The sequence below is a fragment of the Croceibacter sp. genome (genome assembly GCF_002716225.1).
Classification (GTDB): Bacteria; Bacteroidota; Bacteroidia; order Flavobacteriales; family Flavobacteriaceae; genus Croceibacter; species Croceibacter atlanticus.
The window spans coordinates 232,005-251,573 of record NZ_PAZX01000005.1 but is presented as its reverse complement, the minus strand read 5'-3'; the positions used below and the strand labels follow the sequence as shown (position 1 = coordinate 251,573).

Below are 19,569 nucleotides of genomic sequence, written 5' to 3'. Positions count from 1 at the left end.
CTCTAATTTATACACAAATATAATTCAGAAAATCATAACTTGGAAATATTCCATAATATAAATTGGATTATTTCCAATATTGTAAGAATTTAAATAAATGCCGACTTATATAAAAAGAAACAAAGCGATTGCTTAGTTTTGTNTTCTCTTAAAATTATGGCNAGAACAAAACAATATAACGAACACGATGTGATCCAAAAAGCAATGAACCTTTTTTGGANGAATGGNTATGAAACNACATCTATACGTATGCTGGAAAAAGAAATGGGAATTAATCAATTTTCTATATACTCTAGTTTTGGAAGTAAACATGGTGTATTTGTAGAAAGTATTAAGGCNTACAAAGTTCAGTTNAATTCTATTAGACATAAATTAAGNGATTCTAACTCTGGTACAACTGGAATTAAACAGTTCTTTTATGATTTTTTAGAATTCACAAAAGACAATACCTCTAGAAAAGGATGCTTAGTTTGTAACACNGTNAGTGAGCTTGGCAACAATGCAGAAGAGGATTTNATGAAAGAGTTATTAAAGTTTACAGAAGANATTAAAGTTCTGTTTATAAACAACTTAAAACAGGAAACTACAAAGACAAAAGAAGATATTACAAGAGAATCTAACTACTTAATGACATCTATGCTAGGATTGTCGTTAGGTTCTAGAATTCTTAACGACGAACAACTAGAAGATTATATAGAAACAACATTTAAAAATATATAATCTATTTTTTTACCCTATAACTAAGCAATTGCTTAGTTTAATAATTACTAACATTAAAATTGAAAATTATGAGTACATTAAAAATTCACAACGCAGAGACAGCTCCAGAAGAGAGCAAGCCTTTATTAGAAAAATCTCAGAAAGCATATGGTATGATTCCAGGATTACACGGTGTTTTAGCTGGTGCTCCAGGTTTATTAGATGCTTACCAAACCTTACATGAGCTATTTACAAACTCATCTTTTAATAATGATGAGCTTACGGTTGTTTGGCAAAGTATTAATGTAGAACATGGATGTCATTACTGTGTTCCTGCGCATACAGGAATTGCAAAGATGATGAAGGTAGATGATGCTATTACAGANGCCCTTCGTAATGAGACAGAATTACCTAGCGAAAAATTAGAAGCATTGCGTACAATGACATTATCTGTTGTTAAAAATCGCGGTAATGTAAGTGATGAAGAACTAAAAGCTTTTTACGATGCTGGTTATGGTGAAAGACAACTCTTAGAAATAATCTTAGGCCTTTCACAAAAAGTAATTAGTAATTACACTAATCACATTGCAGAAACTCCGGTTGATGATGCTTTTGAGAAATTTGCTTGGGAGAAAACCTCTAAGTAATAAAAGTATACATATACAGAAGCCTAAGCTAATTAGGTTTCTGTATTTTTAAATAAAAAAATATGTCAAAACAACTTAAGATAGATATTGTATCAGATGTTGTATGNCCTTGGTGCATTATAGGCTACAAACGCTTGGAGCAAGCTATTAANGAATTAAATGTAGAAGAACAAGTAACTATTGAGTGGCAACCATTTGAGTTAAATCCAAATATGCCTAAAGAAGGACAGCTTGTACAAGAACATATTTCTGAAAAGTATGGTGCATCTTTAGAAGATCAAAAACAGTCTCAAGAACGTATGACACAATTTGGAGCCGAATTAGGGTTTACATTTAATTATCACGACGCCTTGAGAATGGTTAATACAAGAGATGCACATATTGTGTTAGAATATGCAAATGAACAACACAAACAAACCGAATTAAACCTAGAGTTAGTCTCCTTATTTTTTAGCGAAGGAAAAGACATCTCAGAAAAAACTANATTGTTAGATGCTGTTGAAACTGTTGGATTAAATAAGACAGAAGCAGAACAGCGCTTAGACGATGTAAGTTATAAAAATGCAGTTGTTGCTAAAGAGATAAAATGGCAAAATTTAGGGGTTACTTCTGTCCCTACAATGGTCTTTAATCATAAAAGTGCTTTATCTGGAGCACAACCCGTTTCGGTTTATAAAGATGTGCTAAAAGAACTTTTAGAATTGTAGTAAAGTGAAGTTTATACTTACAGTTTTAAGTGCATTATAAATTTAAAGGAGCTACTGTTTATTCAGTAGCTCCTTTGTATTTATCGTTTCAGTTTAGCGGCCTTTGTAATGGGCTCATCTATCTGTTCTTGATCTGCTTTAAACGTCTTTAAGTCTTTTTTAAAGTGCTTGGCAAACCCAAAAGCAAATAGGCAAAGTGCTATTACTATAAAGAGTCTTCTCATTGTTTTAAAACTAAATTCTTACTTCCTTTTCACAGTGCAAAGTTGGCACCGATTTTAAGAATAACCTAATAAAAAATGAAAAGTTGCAAAGACTTAATTGTTTGCTAACATTATCTTCTTAATTTGTTTTAAAACAGATAAAACTGAAAGTTAGTCGCCTAATTTTAGTGCTTAAATTTATGTTTTAAAACTCCTAAAATTCAATGTGCTTTCAATGTGAAAAATAATTCCTAATTAGGTTTAAATTTTCAATCCTATTTCTAAAAATTCAGCTTGCTAAACTAAAGTTGTATGTCTTAGGTCTTCCTTATCTTTGCCAAAAAATATGGCTATGGATAAAAAAGTAATGTTAATGATCTTAGATGGTTGGGGAATTGCAACAGATACATCTGTCTCTGCTGTCGATGCTGCAAACACACCTTATATAGATGCATTGTATACAAAATATCCAAATGCTACATTACGCACAGATGGTATGAATGTAGGATTACCAGAAGGACAAATGGGAAACAGCGAAGTTGGCCATATGAATTTAGGTGCAGGACGCATAGTTTATCAAGATCTTGCTAAAATTAATAACGCTGTAGCTCAAAACACCTTAAAAGATGAAGAGGTCCTACAACGTGCTTTTAGCTATGCAAAAGAGTTTAATAAACCTGTACATTATATAGGATTACTTTCAGATGGTGGCGTACATTCTCACACATCTCATTTAAACGGACTTTTAANNGCTGCAAATGCTTACGGTATTTCTAAAAATTACATACACGCCTTTACAGATGGCCGTGATGTAGACCCACAATCAGGTAAAGGTTTTATTGAAAACTTAATAACCACATTGCCAAAATATAATGCAGAGCTTGCCACAGTTACTGGCAGATATTATGCAATGGATAGAGACACACGATGGGAGCGCACCAAATTAGCTTATGATGCACTGGTAAATGCAGAAGGACAGCCAACAAATAATATACNTAAAAGTATACAGTCTAATTATGACGACGGCATTACAGATGAGTTTATAAAACCGCTTATNTGCACAAANAATGANAATCCAGTTGCTACTATAAACCCAAACGATGTTGTNATATTCTTTAATTTTAGAACAGATCGTGGTAGGCAATTAACAAATGCNCTAACCCAAAGAGATTTTGTTGAAGAAGGTATGGCTAAGCTACCATTATATTTTGTTACTATGACAATGTATGATGAAACCTTTAATGATATTAAAGTCATCTTTAAAAAAGAAAATATTAAAGAAACCTTAGGCGAAGTTTTAGAATGGAGTGGTAAAACTCAATTACGCGCTGCAGAAACCGAAAAATATCCGCACGTTACNTTTTTCTTTTCTGGCGGAAGAGAACAACCTTTTAAGGGTGAAACAAGGATTATGGCAAAATCTCCTAATGTTGCCACTTACGATTTACAACCAGAAATGAGTGCTTTTGANTTAACAGAACGTGTAAAAGCTCACATTGAGACAACTGCTAGCGATTTTATTTGCATTAACTTTGCAAATCCAGATATGGTTGGTCATACTGGAGATTTTAATGCAGCTATAAAAGCCTGTGAAACTGTAGATTCTTGTGCNCAAACANTAATTGANGCTGCTAAGTTACAAGGCTACACAACTATTGTAATTGCAGATCACGGTAATAGTGAGGTAATGGTAAATCCAGATGGCTCACCTAATACAGCACATACAACCAATCCTGTGCCAATGCTATTGGTAGATGATTCTCTTAAAACTATTAAAGATGGTGTATTGGGAGATATAGCACCTACAATATTACATTTAATGGGAGTTGCAAAACCTAAATTAATGACTCAAAATTCATTATTATGAGATTAACATTTTTTATCCTTGTTTTATGTGTAACCCTTATGTCTTGTGGTCACCAAAAAACTGCTGTAGAAAGTACAGCAACTCCAACAGAAACTACAGCTAAAGTAGACTCAATTATGGTAAAAACACCATCTAGTATTCTTACAAAAGAAGACTTTATGAATGCGCCCTATGGAGATTGGTTCTCGCCAAGATATGAAGACTATAGTATAAATGCAGAAACAGCTGCNGCCATAAGCAAATACATTAATGATTATGATATTAAGGTGTTTATGGGCACTTGGTGTAGTGATAGTAAGCGAGAAACACCTAAACTCTATAAATTACTAGAAGAGTCTGGTTATAATATNGCCAACNTAGAAGTAATATCTGTAGACCGTAAAAAAGTAACACCTAATAACCTCCAAGAAGGTTATNATATTATAAAAGTACCAACAATTATATTTAGTAAGAACGGCAAAGAAGTNAATAGATTTGTTGAGTACGCCCAAGAAACATTGGCAGAAGATATTTTAAAAATAGTATCTGGCCAACCATACAAACACAGTTACGCAGAGTAATACCCAATTATGATTATAGCAAAAACAAGAGAAGAAATCGCTTTAATGCGAGAAAGCGCACATGTAGTTTCTAGAACCTTAGGTATGTTGGCAAAGGAAATTAAACCAGGCGTTACAGGTGCAAGGTTAGATGCTCTAGCAGAAGCTTACATTAGAGAAGAAGAAAACGCAATACCAGGTTTTAAAGGTTTATATGATTGNCCTTCTACTCTACTTATATCTCCAAATGCAGAAGTAGTACACGGAATCCCAAAAGACATTCCCTTTAAAGAAGGTGATATTATTTCTGTTGATTGTGGTGCAATTAAGAATGAATTTTACGGAGATCACGCTTACACCTTTGAAATTGGTGAAGTAGATGAAGCCACAAAAAAANTAATTAAAACTACTAAAGAGTCTCTTTACGTTGGTATTAAACAACTTAAGGAAGGCAATAGAGTTGGNGATGTTGGTTTTGCAATACAAAAATACTGCGAACAAAGAGGNTATTCTGTAGTAAGAGAATTAGTTGGTCACGGTATTGGCCGAAAGATGCATGAAGATCCAGAAATGCCAAACTATGGTAAACGTGGTCGCGGTAAGAAATTTATTGAAGGTATGACAGTTGCTATTGAACCTATGATAAATATGGGAGCAAAACGTATAAAGCAATTATCTGATGGTTGGACAATTCTTACTGCAGATGGCAAACCAAGTGTGCACTTTGAACATGATGTTGCCATTGTAGACGGTAAGCCTGTTTTATTATCTACGTTCGATTATGTTCACGAAGCTCTAGGAATTACCACAAATGAAGAGGATGAGTTTAGGTTAGACTTAACTACACTTTTACAAGAATCATAAGTTGAAAACTGTTTTTAGTAGCATTCTTAATGTGGTGCCTAGACCATTACTAATAAGGTTAAGCTATATTGCGCGACCAATATTAGCAAGGCTTTATAAAGGTAACACCTATACAGATCCTATAGATGGCAAATCGTATAAGAAGTTTTTACCATATGGCTATGAAACCCAACGAGAAAACGTACTATCACCTTCTACGCTTTCTTTAGAAAGGCATAGATTACTTTGGCTATATCTTAAAAACGAAACTACATTTTTTACCACACCACAAAAAGTGCTTCATTTTGCTCCGGAACAAGCATTTTATAAAAGATTTAGGTCTCTAGAACATTTAGACTACACCACTACAGATCTTAATTCGCCTTTAGCAGATGTTAAGGCAGATATTTGCAACCTACCTTTTCAAGATAACGCTTATGATTTTATNTTATGTAATCATGTATTAGAGCATATTCCAGATCATCATAAAGCTATNTCTGAATTGTACAGNGTTTTAAAACCAGGTGGAACTGCAATACTACAAGTTCCTCAAGAGACAGAAAGAGCTACTACTTTTGAGGATGACAGCATTACAGACGCCAAAGAGCGAGCAAAGATTTTTGGTCAATATGACCATGTAAGAGTATATGGGTTAGATTACTTTGATATATTACGTTCTCACGGTTTTAAAGTAGACGCCATAGATTATACAAAAACTATAGGAAAAGAGGCTTCAGATAGGTTTAGATTGGCTTGGGGAGAACTTTTACCTGTATGTACTAAACCTTAATTTATAAAAGGCTCTATACCTTTTGTAACATACACTTCTATCTCATTATCGGTATTTAAATACATAAGATAAGCATCTATACTTTGTAAAGAATCAAGTAGTTGTTTAGATTTTTTAAAACCCATTGTCATAAACGTGGTTGCATAGGCATCTGCTTCTGCACAAGTTTGAGCAAATACAGATGCACTTAACATATCATTCTGCTCAGGAAAACCAGTTAAAGGGTTAATTGTATGTACATATTTTTGACCAGAAAGACTGTCTATTTTATATTTTCTATAGTTTCCAGAAGTTGCCATAGCTATATCTTTTAGCTTNACNGTTTTTGCAATTGCCCTTGAGCCATCTTCCAAAGGCTCTTCTATACCAGCTACCCAGAGTTTATTTTCAGGTTGCTTACTTCCACTTGCTACTAGTTCTCCTCCTAATTCAATTAAGAAATTAGAAATATCCTTTTCTTTTAGATAAGTTGAAATTCTATCTAAACAATAGCCTTTTGCTATGGAGTTAAACTCTAAGTAAACTTCTGGATGTTTTTTAGATATGGTTCTATTTTTGTTAAGTATTACTTTATCTAATCCTACATAGGTAGTTAAGGAATCAATTACAGTACTATCTACAACTGTTGTAAATTTCTTAGAACCAAACCCGTAAGCATTTACNAGGTTACCAACTGTAGGATCAAAATAACCTGAACTTTCTTTATGTATTTTCTTAGAAAGTTGAAATACTTCAGTAAACATATCATCAATAACAATAGTAGTGTCTCCAGCATTTAATTTTGAAATATCAGAATCTGATTGGTATGTGCTTAGTGATGAGTTAACAGCATATAATAGAGAATCCATGTCTTTTGTAAACACTTCTTCATCTAAATCATCAAAATAGATTATTTGATAGGTAGTTCCTAAAGCGTTACCACTAATGCGTTTCTCATTTTGATCATTATTATTACAAGACCAAATAAAAAATATAACTAATAAGAATAAACACTTTTTCATACCTCTTGTAAACCATTATATATAACCGCATACGCATCACCTTGCTCTAACGGTTGTTGGTAGTTATTTGAGTTCCCTAAACCTACACCAGCATAATATGTTTTGGCTTCAAATTTTATGGCATGATCTTTTATGGTTTGCATAAAGTCCTTGTCATAACTATTGGCATTATCTGGAAAAGTAATAGCTCTTACTACTACAAAATGAAGAATTTTATCTTTAAGAGCTACAAATTGAGGGTCCTTTTTTAATTTAGAATTTACCGCAAGAAACTCAAACCCTTTAGATTCAAGGTCTTTTCCTACAATATTCATAGCTAAATTATGAAGTTCCTGCTCAGTTAATAGTGCCATTTTACAAAGGTAAATAAACCCCTAAAATAACTAAGAGTTTGCACTTAAGAAAGTAACTAAAAACTAGGTCTTCTTTATAGGTTCATCACTAGAAAAAATAAGTTTGAGAAAAACTTCTTTGTTAGGGTTCACTATAATCCAATCATCGTATGTGGGCCTATCGTAATAAGCCAAGGTTTTATCTGAACCAGAAGATAGTATGATTCTATAATAAGTATTTCCGTTTACCATCTTTGTGATTGGTAATGACGTTTCTTTATCTACAGCAATACCCCAAAAGCCAGGCACTTCTTTAGTAATGGGTTGCTTATCAGCAAAACCACTATTATACCAAAGTGTATTACAAGTTCCATCTTTAAGTAGTGAAATTTTGACTTTTGTTTTCCAAGAATAACCGTCTCTTGTATATTCATTAAGTTTTTCAAAACTTCCCACAAATTCTAGTGGATGAGTTTTAGAATATGAATATTCTTTTAGCTCAATAAGATCTTGAATAGAGTAAATTGTATCATTCTCTATATTAATATTTATTTGTGCGTTAGTTGTATACCAAAATAGCATACAACAAGCTATAATAAATAATTTCATAGGGCAGACATTTAAGTTATATACAAGTTTAAAGAATAACCTAAAGACTCTAAATACCTAAAAATGGGTATTTTAAGCATAAAAAAAGACGCTCATAAGAGCGTCTTTAATATGTTGAATTAAAATGGATTATCCTCCGAAATCATCGAATCTGATGTTTTCATCTGGGATACCAAAGTCTTCACCCATTTTTTGAACGGCTTGGTTCATTAATGGTGGTCCACAGAAATATAACTCGATATCTTCTGGAGACTCATGGTGATTTAAGTAATTATTGATTACCACTTGGTGAATAAAGCCTACAAAGCCATCTCCTTCTGCATCAATATTTTCTTTTACTTTCCAATTATCTTCTTCTAACGGTTCAGATAATGCTAGGTAAAATTTAAAGTTTGGAAAATCTTTTTCTAAGTTTCTAAAGTGATCTAAGTAAAATAACTCTCTTTTAGAACGACCTCCATACCAATACGTAACTTTACGACCAGTCTTAAGTGTGCGGAATAAGTGATAAAGATGAGAACGCATTGGCGCCATACCTGCACCACCACCAACATAAAGCATTTCTGAATCACTTGGATTAATAAAGAATTCACCAAATGGACCAGATATAGTTACTTTATCTCCTGGTTTCTTTGCAAAAATATAAGATGAAGCAATACCAGGATTTACATCCATCCAAGCATTTTTGTTACGATCCCAAGGTGGCGTAGCAATACGTACGTTAAGCATAATCTCACGTCCTTCTGCAGGATAAGAGGCCATTGAATAAGCTCTTTCTACAACTTCGTCATTCTTCATTGTTAAAGGCCATAGACCAAACTTATCCCATTCTGCTTGAAACTTATCTGGACTATCATGTTCCTCTGGGTGAGCTGTAATGTCTATATCCTTATAGTTTATTTCACATTCAGGAATTTCAATCTGGATGTAACCTCCAGCTTTGTAATTCATATCTTCAGGAATTTCAACTACAAATTCTTTAATGAAAGATGCCACGTTATAGTTACGTACAACAGTTGCCTCCCATTTTTTAATACCAAATACCTCTTCAGGGATTTGAATATTCATATCATTCTTCACTTTTACTTGACAAGATAAACGTGCACCGTGTGCTAATTCTTTTCTTGTAAAGTGTGGTGTTTCTGTAGGTAATGCTTCACCACCACCTTCAAGTACGTGACACTCACATTGTATACAAGTACCACCACCACCACAAGCTGATGGTAAGAAGATTTTTTCTGAACTTAATGTTGTAAGTAAAGTACCTCCAGAAGGAACCTCTATTTCTTTCTCACCATTAATGGTAATCTTTACAGGGCCAGATGGAGATAGTTTTTGCTTTGTAAATAATAGTAATGCTACTAATATTAATGTTAATGCTAAAAAAGCAATAACTGTTGCTGCAACAACTCCTAATGTGCTTGCTAAAAACATATTATTTTATAGTTATGTTAGAAACCTCTGCGGTTTCATTAGTTTTTACACTCTCTTCTATCTTTACTCCTAAATCGTCTGGAGTACCTTCAGTAGATGGTGTTTCTCCATCGCCACCAGTAAGCATTCCTCCAAAACTCATAAAACCAATAGCCATAAGACCAGTGATAATAAATGTAATTCCTAATCCACGTAATGGAGCAGGTACATTAGAGTATCTAATTTTTTCGCGAATAGCTGCAATAGCAAGGATAGCTAAAAACCAACCAATACCTGAGCTAAATCCATAGTTAAGCGCTAAAGTAAAAGTTTCTATCTCTCTTGATTGCATAAATAAAGAACCACCTAAAATAGCACAGTTTACAGCAATAAGAGGTAAGAAGATACCTAATGATGTATAAAGTGATGGTGAAAATTTTTCTACAACTATCTCAACTAACTGAACCATTGTAGCAATGGTAGCAATAAATAAGATGAATGAAAGAAAACTTAAATCATAGTCTGCAAATTCTGGTCCTAACCAAGTAAGAGCACCTTCTTGTAGTACATATTGATCCAACAACCAGTTTAACGGTACAGTTACTGTTAATACGAAAATAACAGCAGCACCTAATCCTACAGCTGTGCTCACTTTCTTAGAAACGGCAAGGTAAGAACACATTCCTAAGAAATATGCGAATACCATATTGTCAACAAAAATTGACTTGAAAAATAATTCTAAATGTTCCATTGTTTAAGTAATAAGTTTTCAGTTAACAGTTTATATAAAACTGCTTACTGCTATTAGTTTTCCTCTATTAATGCTTTGTTCTTACTACGTTGTACCCATATAATGATTCCAACTACGATAAGTGCCATAGGAGGCAATACCATAAAACCGTTATTTTCATAACCAATAGCATAAAGTCCTGTTTTCTCAACAGAATCACCAAGAACTTTAAATCCGAATAGAGTTCCAGAACCTAAAAGCTCTCTAAAGAAACCTACTATAATTAATATTAAACCGTAACCTGCAGCGTTTCCTATACCATCTAAGAAAGATCTCCAAGGGCCATTACCTAAAGCAAAAGCTTCAAAACGTCCCATAATAATACAGTTAGTAATTATAAGACCGATAAATACTGATAGCTCCTTACTTAATTCGTAAGCAAAGGCTTTTAGGACCTGATCTACAATAATTACTAATGTTGCTACTACTATAAGTTGTACTATAATTCTAATTTTAGAAGGAATTATATTACGCATTAATGAGATTACAACATTACCCACACCTAATACAAAGACTACCGAAATAGCCATTACGATAGATGGTTTTAACTGAGCTGTAATTGCTAATGCAGAACAGATACCAAGTACTTGTATTGTAATTGGGTTATCATCTGCTAATGGGTCTAAAATTAAACCCCTATCTTTTTTTGAAAGAAGAGCCATATTAATTATTTAAAGTTTTAAAATAAGGAACATACATACGTACATCCTTCTTTAACATTGCTGTTACACCATCTCCTGTAATAGTTGCTCCTGCAAGGGCATCTACTTCATTATCGCTAGTGTCTGTGTTTTTTGGATCGTTGTTACCTTTAGCAACTGTAATACCTTTAAAAGCACCTCCATCTAAGAAAGACTCACCAGTAAAATCGTCCATAAAGTAACGCTGTTTAATTTCTGCTCCTAAACCTGGTGTTTCACCTTTATGATCAAAGTAAACACCAGTGATAGTCATAGATTTATCTACAGCAACATATCCCCAAATAGCATCCCAAAGACCTTTACCTCTTACAGGTATTACAAACAACTCTTTACCATCCTTTTCTGCAACATATAATGGCAAAGCTCTTTCGTAATTAGGGTCTTTCGCTTTTGTTTCTTCTTTTTTAATATCTACAAGTGTATCTAAAGCTATTTCCTTTATCTCACTTCCTTTTATTAAAAGTTGTTTTTTAACAATGCTCTTAAATTTATCTTCAACAACATCTGTCCCAAGAAATTTAACATCACCTGGACCTTCGTTATCATTTACCCCTAAAGCGTAAAGAACGTTTTGCTGTTTCTCGTATTTTTCATTGGCTTTAACTAAAGGTTTTAAACCTGAAGCTAAACTTGCCAAAATACCACCTACTACAACCACCATGATAATGGCGAATATTATAGTGTAACTATTTTTATCTGTATTTGCCATGATTAAGCAGTTTTAAGTTTTAAACGCTTCATACGTTTCTTCACATTTCCTTGAACAACATAATGATCAATTGTTGGTGCGAACACATTCATTAATAGAATTGCTAAGAATACACCTTCTGGATATGCTGGGTTAAACACACGTATCATTATCGCTATGAAACCTATAAGGAATCCATAAATCCATTTTCCTTTATTGGTTTGTGATGCAGACACAGGATCTGTAGCCATATACACCGCACCAAATAAAATACTACCAATAATTAAGTGTTGCCAGAAAGGAACGCTCATTAATCCGTAAAATTTGCTGCTTTCAGAAATCCAATCTAAATTAACAACTCCATTAAATATTAAGCCCATCACTAAAGCTCCTATTAAAGTACTAAGCATAATTCTCCAGCTACCTACTTTAGTAAAGATTAAAAATAATGCACCTATTATAATAAGTAACTTAGAAGTTTCTCCTACAGAACCTGGTATATAGCCATAAAACATTTCTGCTATTGAATAGGTATCTAACACGTTTTGGTTTTGTGCATACATCCCTAACACAGTTTCTCCAGAAATAGCATCGACGTTTGCGCCACCAGCAATTTCTTTAGCACGATCTACAGCACCATGAACCCAAACTTTATCACCACTCATCCAGGTTGGATAAGCAAAGAACAAGAATGCTCTAATTGTTAATGCAGGGTTTAGAATATTCATTCCTGTACCACCAAATACTTCTTTACCTATTACTACACCAAATATTACAGCTACTGCAAGCATCCAAAGTGGAATATCTACAGGTACAATAAGTGGTACTAACATTCCGGTTACTAAGTAACCTTCTTCTACTTCGTGTCCTTTAATAACAGCAAAGATAAATTCAACTAAAAGACCAACTCCGTAAGACACCACTACTAATGGAATTACAGTAATAAATCCTAACCAAAAATTATCCCAAGTAAGAAAGTTTCCAAAAACAGAAAGTTCTCTTGCTACACCTGCAGCAGCATCTATAGCTGCATAATGTTGGTAACCAGTATTAAAAATACCAAAGATTAAACACGGTACCAAAGCTATGATAACCGTATTCATTGTTCTCTTTAAATCATCTGCTGCACGAACGTGTGAGCCGTGAGATGTGGTTTCATTAGGCGCATATAAAAATGTATGCAATGCATTAAATGCAGGCGCCATTTTTTTGCCTTGATACTTAACCTTTAAATCGTGTAATTTACTTTTTAAGCTCATCCCTTATCCTATTTCTTTATACATAACATCCAAGCCTTTTCTTATAATTGCTTGGTGTGGTTGTTTAGATACACATACAAACTCTGTTAATGCAAAGTCTTCTGGTGCTACTTCGTACATTCCTAATTGCTCCATTGCATCTAAATCTTCAACAAGGCAAGATTTCATAATTTGTAATGGATAAATATCTAAAGGAAAAACCTCTTCATACATACCTGTAACAACAAAGGCACGATGTTCTCCATTGGTATTGGTATCTAAATCGTATTTCTTATTTGGCTGCATCCAAGAGAATGTTAATGCTCTTGTAAGAGATATTTTATTAAAAACTGGCTTATTCCAACCAAAGAATTCATAATCATCTCCTTCTGGGATTACAGAAACAGTGTTATGATAATACCCTAAGTTTCCTTTTGCAGTTGTCTTATCTCCTGTAAGAACGCTACCTGTAATTACTCTTGAGTTAGCCTCTATACCAGCTTCATTTAAAATTCCTTCTAAATCTGCTCCAATATGAGTTCTAAAGTATTTAGGCGCCTTTACAGATGAACCTGCAACAGCAATTTGACGTTCTGAGTTAAAATGACCCGTAAGTAAAGACTCTCCTATCACAATAAGATCTTGAGCATTTACTGTCCAAACTACTTCTCCTTTATTTACTGGATCTATTTTAGAGATTTGTGTCCCTACATTTCCTGCAGGATGCGGTCCTGTTATCTTATGTAAAGTAATATCCTTTAAATTTTCAAAAGGAGACACAGAATCTTTACCTATAGTAACATGAACTTGCCCTTTAGTCATTTTGCTAAGTGCTGTAACAGCAGCTTGCAATTTCTCTTCTTGCTTGGCAAGTGTATAGTCTAAATCTGCCACCAATGGTGCACTGGCATAACCAGAGATAAAAATGGCTTTAGGCTCCGAAGTTGGGTTCGCAATTACATCATAAGGACGCTGCTTAATAAATGGCCAAAGACCACTTTCTAAGAAACGAGCTCTTAACACCTCTGCATCTGCGCTTGCTACATTTACTGCACCAAAGTCGCGAGACTCGTTAGAGCCATCTGCTTCTATAACAATATGAGTAATTACACGCTTTGCACCACGTCTAATTTCTTTAAGTGTACCTGCAATAGGAGACACTACTTTTATACTGTCTTGTGTTTTTGAATAAAATAATTCATCTCCAGCACGTAATTTAGCGCCTTCTTTAACGACCATTTTTGGAATGGTGAGATGAAAATCTGCGGGTTGTATCGTACACGTCTTAGATTTAGGAGCATCAACAAGTACTTTGTCTGCACTTCCTACTAAGCGTATATCGAGACCTTTTTTAATGGTAATGTCTTTTGACATACAATAGCTATTAAGTTCTCAATTAATACCGAACAAATTGAGTATTTGAAACGGTGTGCAAATTTAATAATAAAACTGTTTTTAAATCACCTAAATCGTCTTGTAATTTTATTTATAACAATTCTAAATTAAGAGGCTTCAGTATTCTTATACCTCTCATATAATGGGCATCATATTTGTTTATATTTGTAAAAACTCATTATAGATGATTAACAGATTAGTCTTAACGCTATTTATTTCAATATCTTTCAGCGCATTAGCTCAAAATCCTGAATGGGAAACAATTCCTCCAGATTATATAAGAACTGTAAATTTTAAAGGTTCAAGCTCAGAATTTAGTGGTACTCCTATTATAAGACTCGGCGAAAGATTAACTCTAGAATTTGATGATATTATTGGCGATGAAGAGGATTACTACTATGTAATAGACTATTATAATTTTGATTGGACGCCAACAACCATATCTAAAAATGAATATCTTGAAGGTTTTGACAATGTAAGGCTGGTAACCTACGAAAACTCCTTTAATGCTTTACAACTATACAGCCACTATACGCTCAAGATACCTAATGAAGACACTAAACGTATTGAGAAGAGCGGCAATTATATGCTTAAGATATATAATGACTCTAAGGAGTTAATGTTTAGTCGCAAGTTTATTGTTTATGAAAATTTAGCAACAGTAAAAGCACAGGTAAAACGTATGAGAGACCAAGAGTTTATAAATACGAAGCAGTCTGTACATTTTAGTATCTCTTCCGACCAATTACTTATCAAGAACCCAGATATTGCTTTAAAAACGCTAGTTATTCAAAATAACGACTTAAATACTGCAATAAGTAATTTAAGACCACAGTACAATATAGGCAACGAATATGTTTATAGATATGATACCGAATCTTCCTTTTGGGCAAGCAATGAGTTTTTAAATTTTGACAATAAAGATGTTAGAGCTGCAACCATAAATATTAAGAGGATTGAAAAACGTGACATTTATCACAATTTCCTTTACACAGATGGAATGAGAGCCTTTGAGCCTTATACCTATTATCCAGACATTAATGGTAGTTACAGAGTTAGAACACTACAAGGACGTGATGAGGATATTGAAGCAGAATACGTATGGATGCATTTCTCATTACAATGTTATGAAGATTTAAATGGCGGACAGCTGCATATATATGGTAACTTTAATAACTATATATTAGATGACACCACTAAGCTTACTTATAATAAGGAACGTGGTGTTTATGAAAACGAACGCTTATTTAAGCAAGGTTTTTATAATTACAAGTATATTTTACTTAACCCAGACGGCAGTATTAATCCAGGATTTATAAGTGGTAATTTTGACAAAACAGAAAATGAATATACTGTCTTAGCCTATTATAGGGATATTGGTGGTCGTTTTGATCGTGTTATTGGTATTGGTTCTGCAAATAGTGTAAACATTACTAATTAATTATTTTAATTAAATCCCTAACTTTATAGCACTCTAACCAAACCTTATGAGTGACTCTCGCCTACTCCGTAAATATCGCGGTGAAACCTGTTTAAATTGTAATCATCCTCTAGATGTTAGCGACAAATTCTGCGCACAATGCGGACAACTAAACACACTTAAAAAGCTTAAAGTTGGAGATTTTGTAAGAGAGTTTTTTGCAAGTATTATTTCCTATGATTCCAGACTAAGGAATACATTAACAGCCTTGCTCTTTAAACCTGGAAAAATTAGCGAGGAATATATTAAAGGAAAGCGAAGAAGCTATGTAAATCCGTTTCGGTTTTATCTTAGTGTGAGTATTATATTTTTTATAATTTATGGCTTTAGTTTAAATTTTGATGCTATAGATTATAACATCAGAAAATTAGACAACTTATCCGAAAATACTTCAAACACTTTTAAACAAGAATTAAGCGAGGTTCCTAAAGAAGACCTTGCTCATCTGGATAGCTTAGGTTTAAATAAGTATTTAAAAAACGACACCATAACGTCTTACAAGGATATTTATATTTCAGAACAAGAATTAGATAGCCTTAGTTTTTTCACAACACTAGACAAGCGCTTAGATTTGTATCAGGAATTTTACGAAGACACAAGCATCACAAATGCAGCATTAGGTTTAGACAGTTTAAAACATACAAAAACATATTATCACAGATATCTTTACCACAAAGGCGTACAACTAAGTGATGTTACCTCTAACCTATCTTCTGTATTGGGCTATTTTATAAACAAGTTGCCTATAATTATTTTCTTTTACCTTCCTGTTTTTGCATTATTTGTATGGTTACTATACATTAGAAATCCTTTTAGTTATGCAGAACATATCGTCTTTTTATTTCATATACAAAGTTTGTTTTTTGTAATGTATTCCTTTGCATTTATATTAAGTTATATAGGAGTTGGTCAAATTGTATTTTATGGTGCCACGCTAATATTCTTCTTTTATCTCTATAAGGCCATGCGAAGGTTTTATAAGCAAAGACGATTTAAAACTATTGTGAAGTTTATTATCGTAAATTTTGTATTTTTAATCTTAGCGTTTGTTGGTGCTATACTCTCATTTTTAGTATCCTTCGCTATTTTTTAAAAAACGTATGGTTACAAAAGTTACAAAAGGAATTAAAATTTCTGTTGAAACAAAGTTTGAAGGCTCTATTTATAGAGAACACCAACTGTTTCAAGCTTTTTCCTATACCATTACTATCGAAAATTTAAGCAAGGACACCATACAGTTACTTAATAGGTTTTGGGAAATTAGAGACGCTTTAAAATTACCTGAATATGTAGAAGGAGAAGGTGTTATAGGTAAAAAGCCGGTGATACCGCCACAACAAAAACATAGCTACTCAAGCGGATGTTTATTATCCTCGCCAATAGGTTCAATGAATGGATATTACGAGATGCTAAATTTTTCAACAGGAAAAACATTTAAGGTTAGTATCCCGAATTTTAAATTGAGTGCTCCGTTTATATTAAATTAAATTTAAAGCGTTTGCCTTCCTGTTCTATATGGCAATACAAACAATTACTATCATAAACAAACTTGTAAGGTTTAGTAATGCTGAAATCTGAAGTAGTTGGCTTAAACCTTCCTTCAAAGTCTTTCTGGCCTTCCTCGTTATACCTTGTAATTAGATACTCATTGCTTACTTCTGAAGCCTTCAGCTTAAAATAAGCACTACTTCCTGTACCTTTTAAAAAACAAGAATCTTTAGGTTTTATAACCTTAACTCCAGAGGTGTTTAAAACGTGTTTTTTGTCAAAAAAATTTACAATGTTTTCTTTAAATGCTGTGCTATTAAACTCAGATACAATACCGTGCTCTACACAATAAATTTTAGAGCTACTGGCTGCAGATTGCACATTACCAATAGGGCTTGGCGTAAACTGTTTATTAAGTTTTAATTTTCGCTTTACCTTAGGATTAGAAATTCCTTCTATTATAGTATCTGTAACTAATCGAGAACAATTTGATCCAAACTCCTTAGTACCGGCACCAAATGCTTTGTAAGGAATGCTTCCCATTTCTTGCAAAGTTTCGACGTAGGTGTAAGCTTTTACAAAATCTATATCTGCTACAGATGCTACTAGCCTACCATAACCATGTGTGATTTCTGGTTTAGACTGCAACCAAATTAAAATTTCATCTAGATTAACAATAGTCTTCTCTGCATCAAATTGTGCGGTAAATGGAATCTTAACTTCAATATCTGTGCGTTTACTTCTTACGCGACCTTTTCCTTTTGGTGTTATATATCTTCCAAAATCATAATAATGCAGTTCACCATTAGCGTGGTCTACCAAAACAAGTGATGCGTGTCCTGCTTTTATATGCGTTTTTGTGCCTAAGCCAAACCAATGTAAATAGGATAATCGTTTTTCATCAGATAATTTCACAAATTGATCTGGAAACGCAATTGGTATTATTTTACCTGAAGATTTCAAAGTGTTGCAGGCTCAAATTTTGTAGCTAGCACATTTTTAGTGTTTAGGTTTTCATAACGCATAGTAGGCTCTTCATCTATCTTTACAACTTGAGTTATGCTAATAGTTTTGAGCATTCCTCTATCTATTTGTAAATCTACATTAGAGTCACCTTCTCCTGCATTTAAATGGAAATCTAATAAGTTTTCTGGAGTTAACTTATGTTGTAATTGGTATTTAGCAAACCAATGTCTTCGTTTAGCTTTCATCTCATCTGTATATAATGTTGAAGATGACCAAATATGGGTAGTTAATGGCAATTCTTTAAAATGTGCTTTTTTACCATCCCAAACCATTTCATAAAATCTTAATCCTTGGTTCCAGTCTGCTATCACCAATGTAAATGGTTCAACATTATCAAAATTATAAGATTGCAAAGTTTCTTCTATATTTTCACAGCCTAATACATCTTTTACAACTATACCTCTACTCATTCTATAAGGTAGTTGTCTTTCGTGAAGCTTAAAACCACCATTCAACAAGCAAACTACTCGCTTTTTTTCACTTAGGCCTATCCAAGTGCCACCAGCTATAGCATCTTTAGGAAATAACATTTTTACATCGTTAATTTCGTAAAACTCTGGTGCTATAGTTTCCCTGTTTATAGCTTCATCTCTATTTGAGGTGAGCGTAAAACTATCTTTTCTTGCTTTATTTGGTACTAAAGTTACCGTGCACATAGTGTATCTGTCTAATTAAGGGCGACGAAATTACAAAAAAACAAGTTGAATATTTGACCCGTTTAGTGTTCACACACAATTTGCTGAAATGTAGTAGATATTATGGCCTGTTTAATTACCAGGTTATCATTTAATTTCAAGTAAACTATGTTAGAGTAAACAGCTTAAAACAAATAAAAACCTCCAAAATTTTTTGTAAATGATGAAGGTTTTAATTGCTCTGTTTTTTGTTGAATTAATTTTTACATAACCTCATTTTATTTAAAAAATGTAAGCCTAACAACAATCCTATTATAAATATATATAGGATATAATCATCGATTGGAGCTTCAGGAACATCTTCTACGATACCGTCATCTGGTAGTGCAAGCTGAGCATTTATATCTAATGTAAAAAGTGTTAACAATATTACCAATGATACAATTCGATTCTTGATATTAAAAAGTAAATTTCTCAT

At 33.3% G+C, this 19,569-nt stretch carries 23 protein-coding genes; 10 read left to right on the top strand and 13 right to left on the bottom strand.

Features of this window, described 5'->3' with window-relative positions; genetic code table 11:
• Positions 1–156: 156 nt before the first annotated feature.
• The 3 genes from CL818_RS03105 to CL818_RS03095 all read left to right on the top strand — a co-directional run bounded on the left by CL818_RS03105 (position 157) and on the right by CL818_RS03095 (position 2,053).
• Complete coding sequence (locus CL818_RS03105) at positions 157–720, top strand: TetR/AcrR family transcriptional regulator (RefSeq protein WP_286971468.1); 564 nt, start codon at positions 157–159, stop codon at positions 718–720.
• Between the two features lie 68 nt (positions 721–788).
• A complete protein-coding gene (locus CL818_RS03100; RefSeq protein WP_286971466.1) occupies positions 789–1,346 on the top strand; it encodes a carboxymuconolactone decarboxylase family protein in 558 nt (185 codons plus the stop codon).
• 62 nt (positions 1,347–1,408) lie between these two features.
• Positions 1,409–2,053: a DsbA family oxidoreductase gene (locus tag CL818_RS03095; RefSeq protein WP_286971464.1), complete on the top strand. Its 645-nt coding sequence runs from the start codon at positions 1,409–1,411 to the stop codon at positions 2,051–2,053.
• Positions 2,054–2,133: 80 nt separating this feature from the next.
• Here CL818_RS03095 and CL818_RS03090 read toward each other — a convergent pair whose 3' ends face one another.
• Positions 2,134–2,277, bottom strand: a complete 144-nt coding sequence (locus CL818_RS03090; RefSeq protein WP_013188159.1) for a hypothetical protein — start codon at positions 2,275–2,277, stop codon at positions 2,134–2,136.
• Positions 2,278–2,608: 331 nt separating this feature from the next.
• Here CL818_RS03090 and gpmI point away from each other — a divergent pair, with 331 nt between their 5' ends.
• From gpmI to CL818_RS03070, 4 genes are all read left to right on the top strand, one after another.
• A complete protein-coding gene (gene gpmI, locus CL818_RS03085; protein ID WP_286971462.1) occupies positions 2,609–4,123 on the top strand; it encodes a 2,3-bisphosphoglycerate-independent phosphoglycerate mutase in 1,515 nt (504 codons plus the stop codon).
• Positions 4,120–4,683 (top strand): thioredoxin family protein, encoded by a 564-nt coding sequence (locus tag CL818_RS03080; RefSeq protein WP_286971460.1) that lies wholly within the window; start codon positions 4,120–4,122, stop codon positions 4,681–4,683. Before gpmI ends, CL818_RS03080 begins: the two co-directional genes overlap by 4 nt.
• Positions 4,684–4,692: 9 nt before the next feature.
• Positions 4,693–5,526, top strand: coding sequence for a type I methionyl aminopeptidase (gene map, locus CL818_RS03075; protein ID WP_286971458.1), 834 nt, complete (start codon positions 4,693–4,695; stop codon positions 5,524–5,526).
• A gap of 1 nt (position 5,527) precedes the next feature.
• Complete coding sequence (locus CL818_RS03070) at positions 5,528–6,295, top strand: class I SAM-dependent methyltransferase (protein WP_286971456.1); 768 nt, start codon at positions 5,528–5,530, stop codon at positions 6,293–6,295.
• Here CL818_RS03070 and CL818_RS03065 read toward each other — a convergent pair.
• The 9 genes from CL818_RS03065 to CL818_RS03025 form a co-directional block, all read right to left on the bottom strand.
• Positions 6,292–7,296, bottom strand: a complete 1,005-nt coding sequence (locus CL818_RS03065) for an FAD:protein FMN transferase (protein ID WP_272973936.1) — start codon at positions 7,294–7,296, stop codon at positions 6,292–6,294. The genes CL818_RS03070 and CL818_RS03065 overlap by 4 nt on opposite strands.
• Positions 7,293–7,649 (bottom strand): DUF8840 domain-containing protein, encoded by a 357-nt coding sequence (locus CL818_RS03060; protein WP_013188165.1) that lies wholly within the window; start codon positions 7,647–7,649, stop codon positions 7,293–7,295. The genes CL818_RS03065 and CL818_RS03060 overlap by 4 nt, the downstream gene beginning before the upstream one ends.
• Positions 7,650–7,712: 63 nt before the next feature.
• A complete protein-coding gene (locus CL818_RS03055; RefSeq protein ID WP_041241020.1) occupies positions 7,713–8,237 on the bottom strand; it encodes a hypothetical protein in 525 nt (174 codons plus the stop codon).
• Between the two features lie 129 nt (positions 8,238–8,366).
• Positions 8,367–9,671 carry an NADH:ubiquinone reductase (Na(+)-transporting) subunit F gene (gene nqrF / locus CL818_RS03050; RefSeq protein WP_013188167.1) on the bottom strand — a complete coding sequence of 435 codons (1,305 nt, stop codon included), beginning with the start codon at positions 9,669–9,671 and terminating at the stop codon, positions 8,367–8,369.
• 1 nt (position 9,672) lies between these two features.
• On the bottom strand, positions 9,673–10,401 hold the full coding sequence (gene nqrE, locus CL818_RS03045) for an NADH:ubiquinone reductase (Na(+)-transporting) subunit E (protein WP_013188168.1): 729 nt from the start codon (positions 10,399–10,401) through the stop codon (positions 9,673–9,675).
• 53 nt (positions 10,402–10,454) lie between these two features.
• A complete protein-coding gene (locus CL818_RS03040; protein ID WP_013188169.1) occupies positions 10,455–11,102 on the bottom strand; it encodes an NADH:ubiquinone reductase (Na(+)-transporting) subunit D in 648 nt (215 codons plus the stop codon).
• 1 nt (position 11,103) lies between these two features.
• Complete coding sequence (locus CL818_RS03035; protein WP_013188170.1) at positions 11,104–11,850, bottom strand: Na(+)-translocating NADH-quinone reductase subunit C; 747 nt, start codon at positions 11,848–11,850, stop codon at positions 11,104–11,106.
• 2 nt (positions 11,851–11,852) lie between these two features.
• Complete coding sequence (locus CL818_RS03030; protein ID WP_013188171.1) at positions 11,853–13,088, bottom strand: NADH:ubiquinone reductase (Na(+)-transporting) subunit B; 1,236 nt, start codon at positions 13,086–13,088, stop codon at positions 11,853–11,855.
• A 3-nt stretch (positions 13,089–13,091) separates the two neighbouring features.
• Positions 13,092–14,441 (bottom strand): Na(+)-translocating NADH-quinone reductase subunit A, encoded by a 1,350-nt coding sequence (locus tag CL818_RS03025; protein WP_272973937.1) that lies wholly within the window; start codon positions 14,439–14,441, stop codon positions 13,092–13,094.
• Between the two features lie 205 nt (positions 14,442–14,646).
• Here CL818_RS03025 and CL818_RS03020 point away from each other — a divergent pair, with 205 nt between their 5' ends.
• The 3 genes from CL818_RS03020 to apaG are packed head-to-tail and all read left to right on the top strand — an operon-like array spanning position 14,647 to position 17,429.
• Positions 14,647–15,903: a type IX secretion system plug protein gene (locus CL818_RS03020; RefSeq protein ID WP_272973938.1), complete on the top strand. Its 1,257-nt coding sequence runs from the start codon at positions 14,647–14,649 to the stop codon at positions 15,901–15,903.
• A 46-nt stretch (positions 15,904–15,949) separates the two neighbouring features.
• Positions 15,950–17,035, top strand: coding sequence for a DUF3667 domain-containing protein (locus CL818_RS03015; protein ID WP_272973939.1), 1,086 nt, complete (start codon positions 15,950–15,952; stop codon positions 17,033–17,035).
• Positions 17,036–17,042: 7 nt separating this feature from the next.
• Positions 17,043–17,429 carry a Co2+/Mg2+ efflux facilitator ApaG/CorD gene (gene apaG / locus CL818_RS03010; RefSeq protein WP_013188175.1) on the top strand — a complete coding sequence of 129 codons (387 nt, stop codon included), beginning with the start codon at positions 17,043–17,045 and terminating at the stop codon, positions 17,427–17,429.
• On the opposite strand, the gene CL818_RS03005 is transcribed toward apaG, so the two are convergent.
• The 3 genes from CL818_RS03005 to CL818_RS02995 form a co-directional block, all read right to left on the bottom strand.
• The gene (locus CL818_RS03005) at positions 17,416–18,393 is read right to left on the bottom strand and encodes a DUF6695 family protein (protein WP_272973940.1); all 978 of its coding nucleotides are present in this window, start codon (positions 18,391–18,393) and stop codon (positions 17,416–17,418) included. The two genes, apaG and CL818_RS03005, sit on opposite strands and share 14 nt — an antisense overlap.
• The gene (locus tag CL818_RS03000) at positions 18,390–19,112 is read right to left on the bottom strand and encodes an NRDE family protein (RefSeq protein ID WP_272973941.1); all 723 of its coding nucleotides are present in this window, start codon (positions 19,110–19,112) and stop codon (positions 18,390–18,392) included. Before CL818_RS03000 ends, CL818_RS03005 begins: the two co-directional genes overlap by 4 nt.
• 235 nt (positions 19,113–19,347) lie before the next feature.
• A complete protein-coding gene (locus tag CL818_RS02995) occupies positions 19,348–19,569 on the bottom strand; it encodes an Fjoh_0651 family PID-CTERM protein (RefSeq protein ID WP_272973942.1) in 222 nt (73 codons plus the stop codon).